The following is a 13,730-nucleotide window of genomic DNA, read 5'->3' as shown; positions in this document are numbered from 1 at the left end:
TCGTTTTCCTGTTGTGCCGCCGTGGGCGGCATGGAGACAGCGGCCGCTCAGGCCTTCAAGTAAGGCTTGAGCCAGCCCAAACCCGCCGAGGTACCGGCGCGCGGACGATACTCGCAGCCGATCCAGCCGTCATAGCCAAGGCCATCGATCACGTCGAACAGGTACGGGTAGTTCAGCTCGCCCAAGTCCGGCTCGTGGCGCTCGGGCACGCCGGCAATCTGGATGTGGCCGATGCCGGCAAAGTCGCGCTTGAGCTTGACGGCAAGGTCGCCTTCCACGATCTGGCAGTGGTAGCAGTCGAACTGCACCTTCAGGTTGGCCGCGCCCACTTCCTTGCAGATGGCTTGGCCGTCGTCCTGGCGGTTGAGGAAGTAGCCGGGCATGTCGCGTCCGTTGATCGGCTCGATCAGGACCGTGATGCCTTGTGCAGCCGCAGCCTGCGCGGCATGCGCCAGGTTTTCCAGGTAGCAGGCGCGATGGCGCCCGTGGTCCGCGCCGGCCGGCACCAGGCCGGCCATCACGTGGATCTTGTCATTGCCGATCACGGCAGCGTATTCCAGTGCGCGGCCGAAGGCGTCGCGGAATTCGGCTTGGCGCCCGGGCAGGGCGGCCATGCCGCGCTCGCCGGCAGTCCAGTCGCCCGGCGGCGCGTTGAACAGCGCTTGCGCCAGGCCGTTGGCGTCGAGCCGCGCGCGGATTTCCGCGGCAGCGTGCTCGTACGGGAAGAGATACTCCACGGCCTTGAAACCGTCTGCCGCTGCGGCGGCGAAGCGATCCAGGAAGGCGTGCTCGGTGTACATCATCGACAGGTTGGCGGCAAAACGCGGCATGCGGTGCTCCAGGAGAAGTGCGTTGTTCTTGGGTTCTTGTGTTCTTGAGTTCTTGGCCTAGCGGTTGACCAGCTTGGCCGGCGTGAACCAGACCAGCCCGGCGCCGAGCACCAGCATGCCCGACAGCACATACATGCTCGACTGCGTGCTGTGGGTGAGGTCGGTCAGGTAGCCCACCATGTACGGTGCCACAAAGCCCGCCAGGTTGCCCACCGAATTCACCACCGCAATGCCCGAGGCAGCGGCCAGCCCGGACAGGAAGGCGGTGGGCAGCGACCAGAACAGCGGGGCGCAGGTCAGCACGCCGGCGGCGGCGAGCGACAGCGCGGCAATGGCCACCACGGTATTGTGGGTATACGAAGCGGCAATGGCAAAGCCCACCGCGCCCATCAGCGCCGGCACGATCAGGTGCCAGCGGCGTTCGCGCCGGGCGTCGGCGCTGTGGCCGAGGAAGTTCATCACCACGATGGCGCAGATAAACGGAATCGCGCTGAGCAGGCCGATATTGAGGTTGCCGGTAACGCCGCTGGTCTTGACCAGTGTGGGCATCCAGAACGTCAGCGCATATTGCCCGGTGACAAAGCAGAAGTAGATCATGCACATCCACCAGACGCGGCTGTCCTTGAACACGGCGCCGAGCGAGTGGCCGGTGCCCGAGGCGCCAGCCTGGCGCGCGTCTTCCTCGATATTGCGCTTGAGCACGCGCTTCTCGTTGGCGTCCAGCCACGGCGCCTGGTCGATGCCGTTCTTGAGCACGAACACGGTGACGATGCCGATCAGCAGCGCGGGCAGGGCCTCGATCAGGAACATCCACTGCCAGCCGCGCATGCCGCCGTAGTCATGGAAGGCATCCATGATCCAGCCCGACAGCGGGTTGCCGAGCATGCCAGCCACCGGGATGCCCGACATGAACAGCGCGATCATCTTGGCGCGCCGGTTGGCCGGATACCAGTAGGTCAGGTAGAGGATCACACCGGGATAGAAACCCGCCTCGGCCAGGCCGAGCAGGAAGCGCATGATGTAGAAGGTGGTGGGCGTCTTCACGAAGACGAACAGCGCCGAGATGATGCCCCACGTGATCATGATCCGTGCGATCCAGACGCGCGCGCCGAGCTTGTGCATCAGCAGGTTGCTGGGGACTTCGAACAGGAAGTAGCCGATGAAGAACAGCCCGGCGCCAAGGCCGAACACGGTTTCGGAAAACGCCAGGTCCTGCGCCATCTGCAGCTTGGCGAAGCCCACGTTGACGCGGTCCAGGTAAGCGATGACGTAGCACAGCATCAGGAACGGCATGATGCGCCAGAACACCTTGCTGTAAGCGCGTTTCTCGATGTCGCGGTCGATGTCTTGGCCGGCGCCGGTTAGCGCGGCCTGGGTGGATGCATGCATGGTTGTCTCCGTATATCGGTTTGGTCCCGGCTTGGTTCCAGCTTGGTTCCGGATTGATTTCCGTTGTTAGCGGCAAACCGGGGGCGAACGCTGCCCTTGCCGCGGCCCAGGCGTTAGCGAGGGCGGGCGGCGGGCGGTTCTGCTTTGCTTGTGTTTTTGTTGTTAGGGCTTTGTCGTACCTGCGCGCGTGGTCCCTACCAGCGCGCCTTGAACGTATCGCGCAGTTCGGCCAGCGCTTGCTCGTCGAGCGGGTCAGGCTTGTCCTTGAGCATCAGCCAGAGCTTGGCGGTTTCTTCAAGTTCCTCGAGCGCGAAGGCGGCGCGCGAGACGGTGGCCTCCCACACCACCGGGCCGAGGCGCGCGAGCAGCACGCCGCGCACTTCGGCGGCAAGCTGGGCAACGCGCGCCGCCACCGCCGGGTCGCCCGGGCGATGGTAGGGAATCAGCGGGATATGCCCGACCTTCATCACGTAGTAAGGCGTGATCGGCGGCAGCACATCGTCCGGTTGCCAGGCGCCCGCCAGGCTCAGCGCCACCAGGTGGGTGGAGTGCGTATGCACCACGCCATGGGCCTGGGGGTTGTTGTCGTAGATGGCGCGGTGCAGGGTCAGCGTCTTGGACGGCTTGTCGCCGGCCACCCAGTTGCCGCCGCTGTCCACCTTCGCGATGGCGGCCGGGTCCAGCATGCCCAGGCAGGCATCGGTCGGCGTGATCAGCCAGCCGTCTTCCATGCGCGCGCTGATATTGCCGGCGCTGCCGACGGTGTAGCCACGCTGGTAGAGGCTGGCGCCGATGCGGCAGATTTCTTCACGCAGGCTGGCTTCGGTGCTCATGCTTGCCCTCCAAGCTGGCGCAGCGCTTCGTCAAAGAAGTCCACACCGCCGAAATTGCCGGATTTGAGCACCAGCGCCAGCGGCTGCGCTTCCAGCGTGACGGTGGCGGGCACGCCCGGCGCGATCTGCGTGCCGATGCGCAGGGCTTGCACGCCCAGTGCCTGCACCACCGCGCCCGAGGTTTCGCCGCCGGCTACCACGAAGCGGCGCGTGCCGCGTGCTTTCAGCGCGGCGGCGATGTCCGCCAGTGCCTGCTCGACCAGATGGCCGGCGCGCTCCACGCCGAGGGCGGCCTGCACCGATTTGACCTCCTGCGGCGTGGTGGTGGCGTAGAACAGTACCGGCTCCGCATGGGCGCCCGCCAGGGCCAGCGCCTCCTCAACCACGGGTGCGCCTTGCGCCAGCGCGAGCGGGTCGATGCGCAGGGCGGGGCGCTTGGCCACAAGCCATTGCGCCACCTGCGCATTGGTCGCCTTGGACGCGCTGCCGGCCAGCACCACGGCCGGCCCGGCCACCGGCGCCACTTTGTCGGCATCCGCGCGTTGCGGCAGCGAGCCGGCGCGGCGGAAGTTGGCGGGCAGGCCGAGCGCCAGGCCCGAGCCGCCGGTGAGCAACGGCAGGTCAGCGCACGCCTCGCCTAGCGTATGCAGGTCGGCATCGCCTACGGCGTCGGCAATCGCCAGTTTCACGCCATCGCCGCGCAAGGTGGCCATGGCCTGGCGGGCCGCGTCGCTGCCGCGCGCCACGGCGTCGTAGCGCAGCAGGCCCACCTTGGCCTGGCTCTGGCGCTGCAGCACGCGGACCAGGTTGGCGTCATGCATCGGCGTGAGCGGGTGGTTCTCCATGCCCGACTCATTGAGCAGGACATCGCCCACGAACAGGTGGCCGCGGAAGATGGTGCGGCCGTTCTCCGGGAATGCCGGGCAGGCGATGGTGAAGTCGCTGCCAAGCGCCGCCAGCAGGGCCTCGGTCACCGGGCCGATATTGCCGGCGTCGGTGGAGTCAAAGGTGGAGCAGTACTTGAAAAAGAACTGGCGGCAGCCCTGGGCTTGCAACCAGCGCAGCGCGGCCAGCGATTGCCCGATGGCATCGGCCGCCGGGATGGTGCGCGACTTGAGCGCGACCACCAGCGCATCGGCCTGCTCCACGCCGGGCAGCGCCGCGCCGCCCGCCGGCACGCCGATGGTCTGCACGGTGCGCATGCCGTTGCGCACCAGCGTGTTGGCCAGGTCGGTGGCACCGGTGAAGTCGTCGGCGATGCAGCCAAGCACGGCGCGCGAGGAAGGGTTCTGTGCAGTCATGCTGGCTTGCCTCACTCAGCCTTCTTCGCCGGCAACTCGATGCCGGGAAATATCTTGATCACGGCGGAATCGTCCTCGCCGCCGTGTCCCGCGCTGGACGCCATCATGAACATCTGGTGCGCCGCGGCCGACAGCGGCAGCGGGAACTTGCTGGTGCGCGCGGTATCGAGCACCAGGCCGAGGTCCTTGACGAAGATATCGACCGCGGACAGCGGCGTGTAGTCGCCCGACAGGATATGCGGCACGCGGTTCTCGAACATCCACGAATTGCCCGCGCTGTGGGTGATGACCTCATACAGGGCATCGGCATCCACGCCTTCACGCAGGCCCAGCGCCATGGCTTCTGCCGCCGCGGCGATATGCACGCCCGCCAGCAACTGGTTGATGATCTTCACCTTGGAGCCGGCGCCATGCGCGTCGCCCAGCCGGTAGACCTTGCCGGCCATGGCAGCCAGCACGTCCTCGGCCAGTGCATAGGCCTCGGCCGGGCCTGAAGTCATCATGGTCATTTCGCCGCTGGCGGCGCGGGCGGCGCCACCGGAGACCGGTGCGTCCAGCAGCAGGATGCCGCGCTCGCCCAGCCGCTTGCCCAGTGCCTCGGCGAAGCCCGGCGGCACGGTCGCGCTGGCGATCACCAGCGTGCCGGGGCGCAGGCTGCTTGCCGCGCCTTGTTCGCCAAACAGCACAGCCTCGGTCTGCGCGGCGTTGACCACCAGCGTGACCACCACATCGCATTTGCCGCCGAGCTCGGCCGGGCTGGCGCAGGGGATGCCCCCCGCATCGGCAAAGCGCTGCAGCACGTCGGGCCGCAGGTCGCAGGCATGTACCTTGAAGCCGGCGCGCAGCAGGCTGTGCGCAACGCCGTTGCCCATCGCGCCGAGGCCGATGACGCCAATTGATTTGCTCATGAAGACTCCTGCCAGGGGGCGGTGATCAGCGGATCAGCGGATCAGTCGATCAGTGGGAAAGGCCGCGCGCGGGCGCGTCGGCAAGGTCGGTAGCGGTCTCGGGCTGTCCGCCATGGGACAGGCGCCGCGCCGCGTTGTACATATGGGTCTCGGCCGCGTTGCGCGCGGCCAGCGCGTCGCCGGCGCGGATGGCGGCCACGATGGCCTGGTGTTCCTCGCGCACCTGGCGCGAGAAATCCGCCCGGCGTGCCTCGTTGGTACGGGTCACGCGGGTGGCGGTTTCCAGGTACTGGCTCAGGAATGCCAGCGTCTTGAGAAAGAACGGGTTGCCGGTGGCTTCGGCGATGGTCCGGTGAAAGGCCACGTCGGCCGCCACGCCGTCGCCGCCGGCGGCCTCCTCGGCATCGATGCGCGCCAGTGCGGCGTCGATGGCCGTCATGCTGGCATCGGTGCGGTCGCGCGCCGCCTGTGCGGCCACCTCAGCCTCGATGGCCCGGCGCAGTTCCACGATCTGCAATACCGATTCGAGCGTGGCCACATCGGTGTAGTCGATCCGTAGCGGCCGGATGCCGGCCTGCTCGGTGACGAACACGCCGCTGCCCTGGCGCGATTCCACCACGCCTTCGTGGCGCAGCCGGGCGATGGCTTCGCGGATCACAGTGCGGCTGACGCCGAATTCCTCGGACAGTACCGCCTCCGTGGGCAGCTTGTCGCCACGGCCGAAGGCACCGCTTTCGATCTTCTCCAGCAGTTGTTCAGCAACGGTGTCTGTCAGGGCTCGGGCCGGGACTTTCTGGAACACGGGAGGCCTCAGGTGATTAGGTAATATGGTCATCATACAAATTTTCGATGAAGAGTGCGGATCGGGAATTACCCCTATCCCTTTCTCCATGCGGCATTGCAGCAATGGTCGGCGTCGCTTGCCCCCGCCGTGGCCGGAGTATCATGGCGTCCGCCCCTCTGGCAGTTTTTTCACCGCTTTGCGCTTTGTGCACCGAACAACTATGACGATCACCATCCGCCTCGCCCCCTGGTCCGAAGCCCGCGATACCGCGCGCGCCATCCGCTATGCCGTCTTCGTCGAAGAGCAGGGCGTGCCGGTGGAGCTGGAATGGGACGAATGGGATGAGCCGAGCTGGCACGCCCTGGCGCTGGCCGAGGACGGCAGTGCGCTGGCCACAGGCCGCCTGCTGCCGGATGGCCACATCGGCCGCATGGCGGTGCTCAAGCCCGCGCGCGGCAGCGGCGTCGGCGCCAGGGTGCTGGATGCGCTGATGGCCAAGGCCGCGGAGCTTGGCTACCCTGAGCTGGTGCTCAATGCGCAGCGCTATGCGGCACCGTTTTACGCGCGTGTGGGCTTCGAGCAGGTCGGCGAGGAATTTGAAGAGGCCGGCATTGCTCACGTGGAAATGCGCAAATTGCTGCGCTGAACGCGACGGGCGGCTTGTCGTCAGGCGCGGGCCTGCCGAGCAAACAAGGGCCGCGCCAATAGGGCGCTCGCGCTGGCCGCCAGCCACACGGCCGCCCAGCCATAGCCGGCGGCTATCGCCGGGATCGCCAGCGGCACCAGGAAAAAGCCCGAAAATGCAAAGGTATTGCCCAGCCCGAGCGCGGTGCCTGCGCGGCTGGCGCCCGCGATCGTCGCCAGCTCGGTGAAGGCCACACCATGCCAGGCCGAAGTGCAGATGCCGCCCAGCACCAGGCATGCAATCAGCACCGGCGTCAGCAAGGCGTGCCAGCCCGGTGTGGCGGCACACAGCCAGGTCAGCCCCGCCAGCGTGGCGAACACAAGCAAGGTCAGCAAGCTGCAGGCGCGCATATAGGCGCGGCGGTTGCCATGGCGGTCGGTCCAGCGGCCGCTCCACACCCGCATGACGGCAGCGCCTGCCTGAACCGCCGCCACGGCCATGCCCGCCGCGGCAATGCCGATGTGGCTGAAATCGTGCAGGAAGATCGTTGCGAACGTCAGCACAGCCACTTGTGGCACGCACATCAGGCCCATGCCGCTCACCAGCCGCCAGACCTGCGCGCTTCTCAGCGGGCCGGGCCCTGCCTTGCCGGCCACGCTGCCTGTGGGCAACGTAGCGCGCGCCGGCTCGGCCGGCGGCTCGTGCATCCAGTGCCAGGCAAAGGCCGCGGTGACGCCGCAGAACACCGCCAGCGCGCCGTAGACGGCGGCAAAGCCAAAGGACTGCGCCAGCAGCGGCAGCATCAGCGCGCCAATCCCGCCGCCGGCGGGCACCGCGGTCTGGCGGATGCTCATGGCAAGGCCCCGTTCGCCTTCGCGGAACCATGCCATCACGGCGCGGCCGCTGGAGCCGTTGACGCTGCCACCCAGCAGGCCCAGACCCAACAGGCCTAGCGCCAGCATGGCATTGCCCGGGATATGGCCGGGCAGCGGCGCCACGAACACCGCCATCAGTGCCAGCCACAGCGCGGTGGCCATCAAGCCGGTCAGCAGCACGCGGCGGTCGCCCCAGCGGTCGGTCAGCAAGCCCCACGGCACTTCGCTCGCCGCAATGCCAAGTCCCATCATGCCCAGGCAAAAACCCAGCTCGCCATCGCTGATCCGGTAGCCGGCGCGCATCAGCACCGCGGTGGTGGGAATGCCCGAGAACGCTGCGGCAAAACTGGCATTGGCCGCGAAGCCGAGGGCCAGCACTTTCCAGCGATGGCCCGGGCCATGGCGTGGGGCGAGGGCTGCGCCGGCAGGGGCAGGCACAGCGGCAAACGGGAGCGGGGCGGGAGCGCGGGACACGGGATCATCCTTGGGAAAACGGCATAGGCAAGCCTTGACGCCCTGATTCTGCCGCCGCAGAATGATCCTGAATATCAGATAATTATTGATTAAACATCCCAAATAACAGGATGGTTTGACATGGCAGCGGTGAACTTCGACCTTGATGTACTGCGCAGCTTCGTCGTGGGCATGGAGCTCGGCAGCTATGCCCGGGCCGCCGACCGGCTGAGCCGCTCTACCTCGGCGGTTAGCGCCCAGCTCAAGAAGCTGGAGGAGCAGTCGGGCACGGCGATCTTTCGCAAGGCCGGGCGGGGACTGGCGCTGACGGAGGCGGGCGAGACCATGCTGGCCTATGCCCGCAGGCTGCTGGAACTCAACGACGAGGCCGCGGCCGCCGTGCACGGCGTGGCACTGGAGGGCTGGGTGCGGTTCGGCCTGCAGCAGGACTTTGGCGAGGTGCTGCTGCCCGAGGTGCTCGGCCGGTTCGCCCGCGCGCACCCCAAGGTGAAGATCGAGGCACGCGTGGCGCGCAACACCGAGCTGCTGGACAGCGTGGCCGCCGGCCGCCTGGACCTGGCGCTGGCGTGGGACGATGGCGTGCGCATGCCGCATGTGGAGCAGGTGGCGATGTTGCCGATGCGCTGGATCGGGCCCGCCGCCGCGCGTGCGCCGTGGCAGGGCGACGGACCGCTGCCCTTGGTGGCATTCGAGCCGCCATGCCGTTTCCGCTCGGCGGGCACGGCCGCCCTGGACCGCGCCGGCATTGCCTGGCGGGTGGCTTTCAGCAGCGCGAGCCTGGGCGGGTTGTGGGCAGGGGCGGGGGCTGGGCTGGGGCTGACCATCCGCACCGGCATGGGCTTGCCGCCGTCCGTGCGGGCCTGGGAGCCGGGCGAGGGCGGGCTGCCTGCGTTGCCCTCGCTGGCACTGGCGCTTTACCGCAAGGATGCCGAGCTGGAGGCACCCGCCACCCGGCTGGCAGGCATCGTGAGCGAGGCGGTTCGGGCTGCATTGCCGGCCAGGCTGGCGGCTGTGGCCTGAATGGAGCGATCACTTGCGGGGCTTGCAGCCAGCCGCCTACGCTGTACCATCGCGGTCTTTGTTTTTGCCGTCGCTTTCGCGTTGATCTTGTCTATGTCTGAAATCCGTTCCCGCCTGCTCCAGGCCCTGGCCGATGCCACGCCCGCCCTAGACCTCGACCGTGCGCCGCCGGGCGAGCCGCCCGCCGGCGAAGGCCTGCTCTCGGTATGGTTGCAGCCCTGGCTGGCGGAGCATTGCCTGGTCAAGGTGGACTGGCAGGATTTCAGCACGTTGGGCGTGCAGGCCGTGGCGCGCCTCGCCACGCTGCGCGCGGCGGGGGTCTCGGCCATCGATGTCGACGACCTCTACGACGAAGACGGCATTCCGCTAGGTGGCGACGACTTTGATTTCGATATGGAGCCCGCCGCGCTCTACCTGGCGCACGTCAACCGCGAACTGGCGCCGCACGGCATGCAATTGCTGGAGATCGGGCATTTCGAGGATGCATGGCTGCTTGCGGTGCGCAATGACCCCGCCGCGATCCGGGCGCTGAACGTGGCATTGCGCCCAACCGGCTTGGCGGCCCAGCAGTACTGAGCGCGCCCGCCTTAGCCTTAGCGCGGCGCTTGCACCGAGCCGGCGTCGCGGGCAACGCGCAGGTGCCCGCGGTAGGACACCTCGCCGGTGCGGCCGTTGGCGTCGAAGCTGCGCTCGCTAAGCTCGAAGCGGCCGTCATGGCGCACGCGCAGCACGGTGCTGGCGCGGGTGCCATAGCTGGGCGAGCGGATGAAGGCGGAGGACAGCAGTTTTTCCCACTCCGGGGTCACCCCCGTGCGCGGAAGCTCGAAATCCAAGGCCTGGCGATCGTTGGCCAGCAGGTCGAGATAGGGTTCGATGCTGGCGCCGGCCAGGCCGGTGTCGGCGGCGAGTGTTTCGGCGAGCGCGCCGACGCGGCTGCGCACCTTGGGCCACGGCGTATCCAGCAAGGCGTTGGACAGGCCATAGATGCCGGGCTTGAGGCGCTGCGGATAGGGCGAGGCGCCGCGGTTGCTGTACCACCATAGCTCGCGCAGGTTGCACGCCAGCAAATTGAAGCCGTTGTAGGCGCCGGTGCGGGGCACTAGCCCGGACAGATAGGATTGCGGATCGCTGTCGCCACGCAGGAATCCGGCAACCAGCTCACCGCGCGAGCGCGCATCGGTGCGTTTTTCGGACGGGGCGCGGTAGTTGGTCAGGGCGGCAAAGCGGCCGTCGCCGGCCAGGCCCATCCAGGTGCCTGGCTCGCCGATCACTTCCGCCATGTCGCGTCCGGCCAGCACCTGGGGGGCGTCTTCCCACCAATGCACGGGCGCCGCCGGGCGGGCATAGAACTCGTCGCGGTTGCCGGCCACCACCAGGGCATAGTCCGGGTGCGATTGCCAGGCCACCAGAATCAAGCACATAGCGCTTCCTTTGCTGCATTCACTGCGGTTGCCACATTCACTGCATTGACTGCGATTCAATCATCGGCTTCGTCATTCAGGGACCAGCGCGGCGGGGCCGTTCCACGGCAACGCTCAGAGCTGGTCGATATCGACAAAGCGCTCCACCTGCCGCTCGCCGCTGATCCACTGCTGCAGCCCGCTTTGCCGCCACAGCCCGTCGAGCAGCTGGTCGAAGGCTGGCGGCACATCGGCGTAGGCTTCCATCCAGGTCTGCATGCCGTCGCGCGCCTCGGGCCTGCGTAAGAGCGTACCACCAATTCCGCTCGCTTCGGCAACGGTCTCCATCCAGCGGTGCCAGTGCGCGATGGCCTCATCGGCACGGGCTTCCGGTACTCGGAAATAGACGTACAGGTGGTCGCTCATGGCTATTCCCAGTGTTGCCAGGGGTTCAGGCGGCGTCGCCGAAGGGGACCGCATAGGGCAGTTCGCCCACGCGCACCGGGCTGCCGGCAGCGCTGCCCAGGTGCAGGGCGCCACCCGCCGCATCGATCTTCAGTTCGGCCAGGCCGTCCCAGCCGCCTTGTGGCGCGGCGGCGGCATTGACCACCATGCCGCAGGGCTGCTCAGGATCCTCGGGGCGGAAGATCTCCGTGGCCGCGCCCGGCACTTCGCCTTCGCCGTGGATCAGCCACATGCGTCGTTTGAGCGTGCCGCGGTACTGACTGCGCGCAACGATTTCCTGGCCCGGATAGCAGCCTTTGCGAAAGCTCACGCCGCCGACCAGTTCCAGGTTGATCATCTGAGGCACGAATTGCTCCTGCGTGGCTGCGGCGATGCGCGGCACGCCGGCCTGCACTTCCAGCCAGTCCCACACCACGGCATCCACCGGCACCAGCTGCGCCGACAGCGCAGCCTGGACTTCGTCGGCCTGTTCGGCCGGCAGCACCACCTGCCAGCGCGGCAGCCCGGCGCCGTCGGGCAGACGGATCACGGTGGCGCTGGCGGCCGCGGCGCTGGCCCAGGGCTCGGCCGGGGCGGGCAGGCCGGCCGCCTGCAGGGCGGCGGCGCCACTGGCACCTGCCACGCCCAGCACGGCGCGGGCCGGAGTGAGATCGGACAGCTTGGCCTTGGCGCGCAGCACGAACATCGACAAGCGCTTCTGGATAGCGGGCTGCAGGTCGGCGGACAACTGGAGGACGATGCCTTCCTCGTCACGCCACATCAGGAAGCTGGCCAGCAGCCGTCCCTTGGGCGAGCAGTAGCCGGCCAGGCGGGCGGTGCCGGCGTCCAGGTCATCCACGGCATTGGTCAGTTGGGTATGCAGGAAACTGCCGGCGTCTTCGCCGGCAACCCGGATCAGGCCCAGGTGCGCGGGTCGGCAGACGACTCCGCTTTGACGCACGGCTTCGAACTGGGTGGCACGGTCTGGGGCAGGGGCATTCATGGCAGGTATCGCAGGCAAGGCGCGCACGGGCGCGCCGGATGGAAGGTACAAGGAGCTACAAGCGGCTAAAGGTGCAAGGCTCCCGGTATTATATGAGGCTGTCGCCATTTCAGCCGGGATGCCCTTGGTCGACACTGGGTGAGCCCGGCTTTGCCGCGGTGCATTGTGCGCCGCTACTTTCTCTTTTACATGAAACGTCTTTTCCTGCGGCTGCTGCTGGTCGCCGTGATTTTCACGATTGCCGCCGCCGGCGCCTTTGCCTGGTGGGCCAATCGCCCGCTCGCGCTGACAGCCTCGCCCATTGAGGTGGTGATCAAGCCTAATTCCAGCGTGGCCAGCGTTGGCCGCCAGATCCAGCGTGGCGGGGTGCAGATGGACCCCCGCCTGTTCGCGCTGCTGGTGCGGCTTACCGGCCATGGCGCCGACCTCAAGGCCGGGGGCTATGAGTTCGACAGCAGCGCCACGCCGCTGTCGGTGATCGGCAAGATCGCCCGGGGCGAGGTCAACCACTATGTGCTGACCGTCATCGAAGGCTGGGAATTCCACAAGATGCGCGCCGCCGTGGATGCGCATCCGGCGCTCAAGCACGATAGCCGCGGCTTGTCGGACGCGGAACTGATGAAGGCCATCGGCGCGCCGGAGCCGGCGCCAGAGGGCCTGTTTTTCCCCGACACCTACCTGTTTGCCCGCGGCAGCAGCGATCTCGAACTGTACAAGCATGCCTATCGCGCCATGCAGCGGCGCCTGACCGACGCCTGGAACGCCAGGGCGCCTGACCTGCCGTACAAGTCGCCCTATGAGGCGCTGATCATGGCCTCGATCGTGGAGAAGGAAACCGGCCAGCAGGCCGAGCGCGCGCTGATCGCGGCCGTGTTCGTCAACCGGCTCAAGAAGGGCATGATGCTGCAGACCGATCCCACGGTGATCTACGGCATGGGCGAGGCGTTCGAGGGCAATATCCGCAAGCGCGACCTGCAGTCCGACACCCCTTACAATACCTACACGCGCAACGGCCTGCCGCCCACCCCGATCGCGTTGCCCGGGCTGGCCTCGCTGGCTGCCGCCACCGCGCCGGCCCCGTCCGATGCACTGTATTTCGTGGCGCGCGGCGACGGCAGCAGCCATTTCTCCAACTCGCTTCCCGAACACAACCGCGCGGTAGATAAATACCAGCGCGGCAAATAAGTCTCCCCATGCGCGGAAAATTCATCACATTCGAAGGCATCGACGGTGCCGGCAAGAGCACCCACGTGGAGTGGGTGGCGCAGCGCCTGCGCGCCCGCCTGGCAGGTAATGCATCGGTCGTTACCACCCGCGAGCCCGGCGGCACTCCGCTTGGCGAGGATCTGCGGCAGTTGCTGCTGCACCGCAAGATGCATCTCGAAACCGAGGCCTTGCTGATGTTCGCCGCCCGCCGCGAACATATTGCCGAAGTCATCGAACCCGCGCTGACGCGCGGTGACTGGGTGGTTTCCGACCGCTTCACCGATGCCACCTTTGCCTACCAGGGCGGTGGCCGGGGCCTGCCGCGCGCACGGCTCGAAGTGCTGGAGACCTGGGTGCAGGATGGCCTGCAGCCCGATCTGACGCTGTTGTTCGATGTGCCGCTGGAAACCGCCAGCGCGCGCCTGGCCGGCGCACGCGAGCCCGACAAGTTCGAGGCTGAGTCGCGTGCCTTCTTCGAGCGCACGCGGCAGGAATACCTGCGCCGCGCGGCGGAGTCTGCGCAGCGTTTCCGGGTCATCGACGCGACCCAGAGCATTCCCGAGATTCAGGTGGAGCTTGAGAAAATCCTCGCAACGCTTTGAATTGGCAGCGTGATTCGGGAATATTGATAGTGATGG

15 protein-coding genes are annotated in these 13,730 nt (G+C 67.5%); 5 read left to right on the top strand and 10 right to left on the bottom strand.

Annotated elements, in window-relative coordinates; translation table 11 throughout:
- Nucleotides 1-47 precede the first annotated feature (47 nt).
- The 6 genes from otnI to AC1Q7Q_RS34725 form a co-directional block, all read right to left on the bottom strand.
- The gene (gene otnI / locus AC1Q7Q_RS34750) at nucleotides 48-830 is read right to left on the bottom strand and encodes a 2-oxo-tetronate isomerase (protein WP_492376304.1); all 783 of its coding nucleotides are present in this window, start codon (nucleotides 828-830) and stop codon (nucleotides 48-50) included.
- A 57-nt stretch (nucleotides 831-887) separates the two neighbouring features.
- Complete coding sequence (locus AC1Q7Q_RS34745) at nucleotides 888-2,219, bottom strand: MFS transporter (RefSeq protein ID WP_492376303.1); 1,332 nt, start codon at nucleotides 2,217-2,219, stop codon at nucleotides 888-890.
- Between the two features lie 194 nt (nucleotides 2,220-2,413).
- Nucleotides 2,414-3,052 carry a 3-oxo-tetronate 4-phosphate decarboxylase gene (gene otnC / locus AC1Q7Q_RS34740; protein ID WP_267603086.1) on the bottom strand — a complete coding sequence of 213 codons (639 nt, stop codon included), beginning with the start codon at nucleotides 3,050-3,052 and terminating at the stop codon, nucleotides 2,414-2,416.
- The gene (gene otnK / locus AC1Q7Q_RS34735; protein ID WP_492376302.1) at nucleotides 3,049-4,353 is read right to left on the bottom strand and encodes a 3-oxo-tetronate kinase; all 1,305 of its coding nucleotides are present in this window, start codon (nucleotides 4,351-4,353) and stop codon (nucleotides 3,049-3,051) included. Before otnK ends, otnC begins: the two co-directional genes overlap by 4 nt.
- 11 nt (nucleotides 4,354-4,364) lie before the next feature.
- On the bottom strand, nucleotides 4,365-5,261 hold the full coding sequence (gene ltnD / locus AC1Q7Q_RS34730; protein ID WP_416048650.1) for an L-threonate dehydrogenase: 897 nt from the start codon (nucleotides 5,259-5,261) through the stop codon (nucleotides 4,365-4,367).
- Nucleotides 5,262-5,310: 49 nt separating this feature from the next.
- Entirely contained in the window at nucleotides 5,311-6,063 is a 753-nt protein-coding gene (locus tag AC1Q7Q_RS34725) for a FadR/GntR family transcriptional regulator (RefSeq protein WP_492376301.1), read from the bottom strand.
- Nucleotides 6,064-6,265: 202 nt separating this feature from the next.
- On the opposite strand from AC1Q7Q_RS34725, the gene AC1Q7Q_RS34720 reads away from it, so the two are divergent.
- Nucleotides 6,266-6,691: a GNAT family N-acetyltransferase gene (locus AC1Q7Q_RS34720; protein ID WP_492376300.1), complete on the top strand. Its 426-nt coding sequence runs from the start codon at nucleotides 6,266-6,268 to the stop codon at nucleotides 6,689-6,691.
- Between the two features lie 20 nt (nucleotides 6,692-6,711).
- On the opposite strand, the gene AC1Q7Q_RS34715 is transcribed toward AC1Q7Q_RS34720, so the two are convergent.
- The gene (locus AC1Q7Q_RS34715) at nucleotides 6,712-7,983 is read right to left on the bottom strand and encodes an MFS transporter (RefSeq protein ID WP_492376312.1); all 1,272 of its coding nucleotides are present in this window, start codon (nucleotides 7,981-7,983) and stop codon (nucleotides 6,712-6,714) included.
- 156 nt (nucleotides 7,984-8,139) lie between these two features.
- On the opposite strand from AC1Q7Q_RS34715, the gene AC1Q7Q_RS34710 reads away from it, so the two are divergent.
- Both AC1Q7Q_RS34710 and AC1Q7Q_RS34705 read left to right on the top strand, forming a co-directional pair.
- Nucleotides 8,140-9,039, top strand: coding sequence for a LysR substrate-binding domain-containing protein (locus tag AC1Q7Q_RS34710; RefSeq protein ID WP_492387269.1), 900 nt, complete (start codon nucleotides 8,140-8,142; stop codon nucleotides 9,037-9,039).
- A 93-nt stretch (nucleotides 9,040-9,132) separates the two neighbouring features.
- Nucleotides 9,133-9,615: a hypothetical protein gene (locus AC1Q7Q_RS34705; RefSeq protein ID WP_492374855.1), complete on the top strand. Its 483-nt coding sequence runs from the start codon at nucleotides 9,133-9,135 to the stop codon at nucleotides 9,613-9,615.
- 17 nt (nucleotides 9,616-9,632) lie between these two features.
- On the opposite strand, the gene AC1Q7Q_RS34700 is transcribed toward AC1Q7Q_RS34705, so the two are convergent.
- From AC1Q7Q_RS34700 to ygfZ, 3 genes are all read right to left on the bottom strand, one after another.
- Nucleotides 9,633-10,460 carry an NRDE family protein gene (locus AC1Q7Q_RS34700; protein WP_477133963.1) on the bottom strand — a complete coding sequence of 276 codons (828 nt, stop codon included), beginning with the start codon at nucleotides 10,458-10,460 and terminating at the stop codon, nucleotides 9,633-9,635.
- 114 nt (nucleotides 10,461-10,574) lie between these two features.
- A complete protein-coding gene (locus AC1Q7Q_RS34695; protein ID WP_150990383.1) occupies nucleotides 10,575-10,865 on the bottom strand; it encodes a DUF4936 family protein in 291 nt (96 codons plus the stop codon).
- Nucleotides 10,866-10,890: 25 nt separating this feature from the next.
- Nucleotides 10,891-11,886: a CAF17-like 4Fe-4S cluster assembly/insertion protein YgfZ gene (gene ygfZ / locus AC1Q7Q_RS34690; RefSeq protein WP_492374854.1), complete on the bottom strand. Its 996-nt coding sequence runs from the start codon at nucleotides 11,884-11,886 to the stop codon at nucleotides 10,891-10,893.
- A 189-nt stretch (nucleotides 11,887-12,075) separates the two neighbouring features.
- Between ygfZ and mltG the strand changes: the two genes are divergently transcribed.
- Together mltG and tmk are read left to right on the top strand one after the other, a co-directional pair.
- The gene (gene mltG / locus AC1Q7Q_RS34685) at nucleotides 12,076-13,071 is read left to right on the top strand and encodes an endolytic transglycosylase MltG (protein WP_492374853.1); all 996 of its coding nucleotides are present in this window, start codon (nucleotides 12,076-12,078) and stop codon (nucleotides 13,069-13,071) included.
- 8 nt (nucleotides 13,072-13,079) lie between these two features.
- Nucleotides 13,080-13,694: a dTMP kinase gene (gene tmk / locus AC1Q7Q_RS34680; protein WP_492374852.1), complete on the top strand. Its 615-nt coding sequence runs from the start codon at nucleotides 13,080-13,082 to the stop codon at nucleotides 13,692-13,694.
- The last annotated feature ends 36 nt before the right edge of the window (nucleotides 13,695-13,730 follow it).

This window comes from Cupriavidus sp. GW823-FHT07A04, from assembly GCF_058794615.1.
Note: the sequence above shows the minus strand (reverse complement) of the source record. Positions and strands in the feature narration are given on the sequence as shown.

Bases quoted from the DNA above. Each gene is read 5' to 3' on its own strand.
- otnI (WP_492376304.1), bottom strand. From the start codon at position 830: ATGCCGCGTTTTGCCGCCAACCTGTCGATGATGTACACCGAGCACGCC.
- AC1Q7Q_RS34745 (WP_492376303.1), bottom strand. From the start codon at position 2,219: ATGCATGCATCCACCCAGGCCGCGCTAACCGGCGCCGGCCAAGACATC.
- otnC (WP_267603086.1), bottom strand. From the start codon at position 3,052: ATGAGCACCGAAGCCAGCCTGCGTGAAGAAATCTGCCGCATCGGCGCC.
- otnK (WP_492376302.1), bottom strand. From the start codon at position 4,353: ATGACTGCACAGAACCCTTCCTCGCGCGCCGTGCTTGGCTGCATCGCC.
- ltnD (WP_416048650.1), bottom strand. From the start codon at position 5,261: ATGAGCAAATCAATTGGCGTCATCGGCCTCGGCGCGATGGGCAACGGC.
- AC1Q7Q_RS34720 (WP_492376300.1), top strand. From the start codon at position 6,266: ATGACGATCACCATCCGCCTCGCCCCCTGGTCCGAAGCCCGCGATACC.
- AC1Q7Q_RS34710 (WP_492387269.1), top strand. From the start codon at position 8,140: ATGGCAGCGGTGAACTTCGACCTTGATGTACTGCGCAGCTTCGTCGTG.
- AC1Q7Q_RS34705 (WP_492374855.1), top strand. From the start codon at position 9,133: ATGTCTGAAATCCGTTCCCGCCTGCTCCAGGCCCTGGCCGATGCCACG.
- AC1Q7Q_RS34700 (WP_477133963.1), bottom strand. From the start codon at position 10,460: ATGTGCTTGATTCTGGTGGCCTGGCAATCGCACCCGGACTATGCCCTG.
- AC1Q7Q_RS34695 (WP_150990383.1), bottom strand. From the start codon at position 10,865: ATGAGCGACCACCTGTACGTCTATTTCCGAGTACCGGAAGCCCGTGCC.
- ygfZ (WP_492374854.1), bottom strand. From the start codon at position 11,886: ATGAATGCCCCTGCCCCAGACCGTGCCACCCAGTTCGAAGCCGTGCGT.
- mltG (WP_492374853.1), top strand. From the start codon at position 12,076: ATGAAACGTCTTTTCCTGCGGCTGCTGCTGGTCGCCGTGATTTTCACG.
- tmk (WP_492374852.1), top strand. From the start codon at position 13,080: ATGCGCGGAAAATTCATCACATTCGAAGGCATCGACGGTGCCGGCAAG.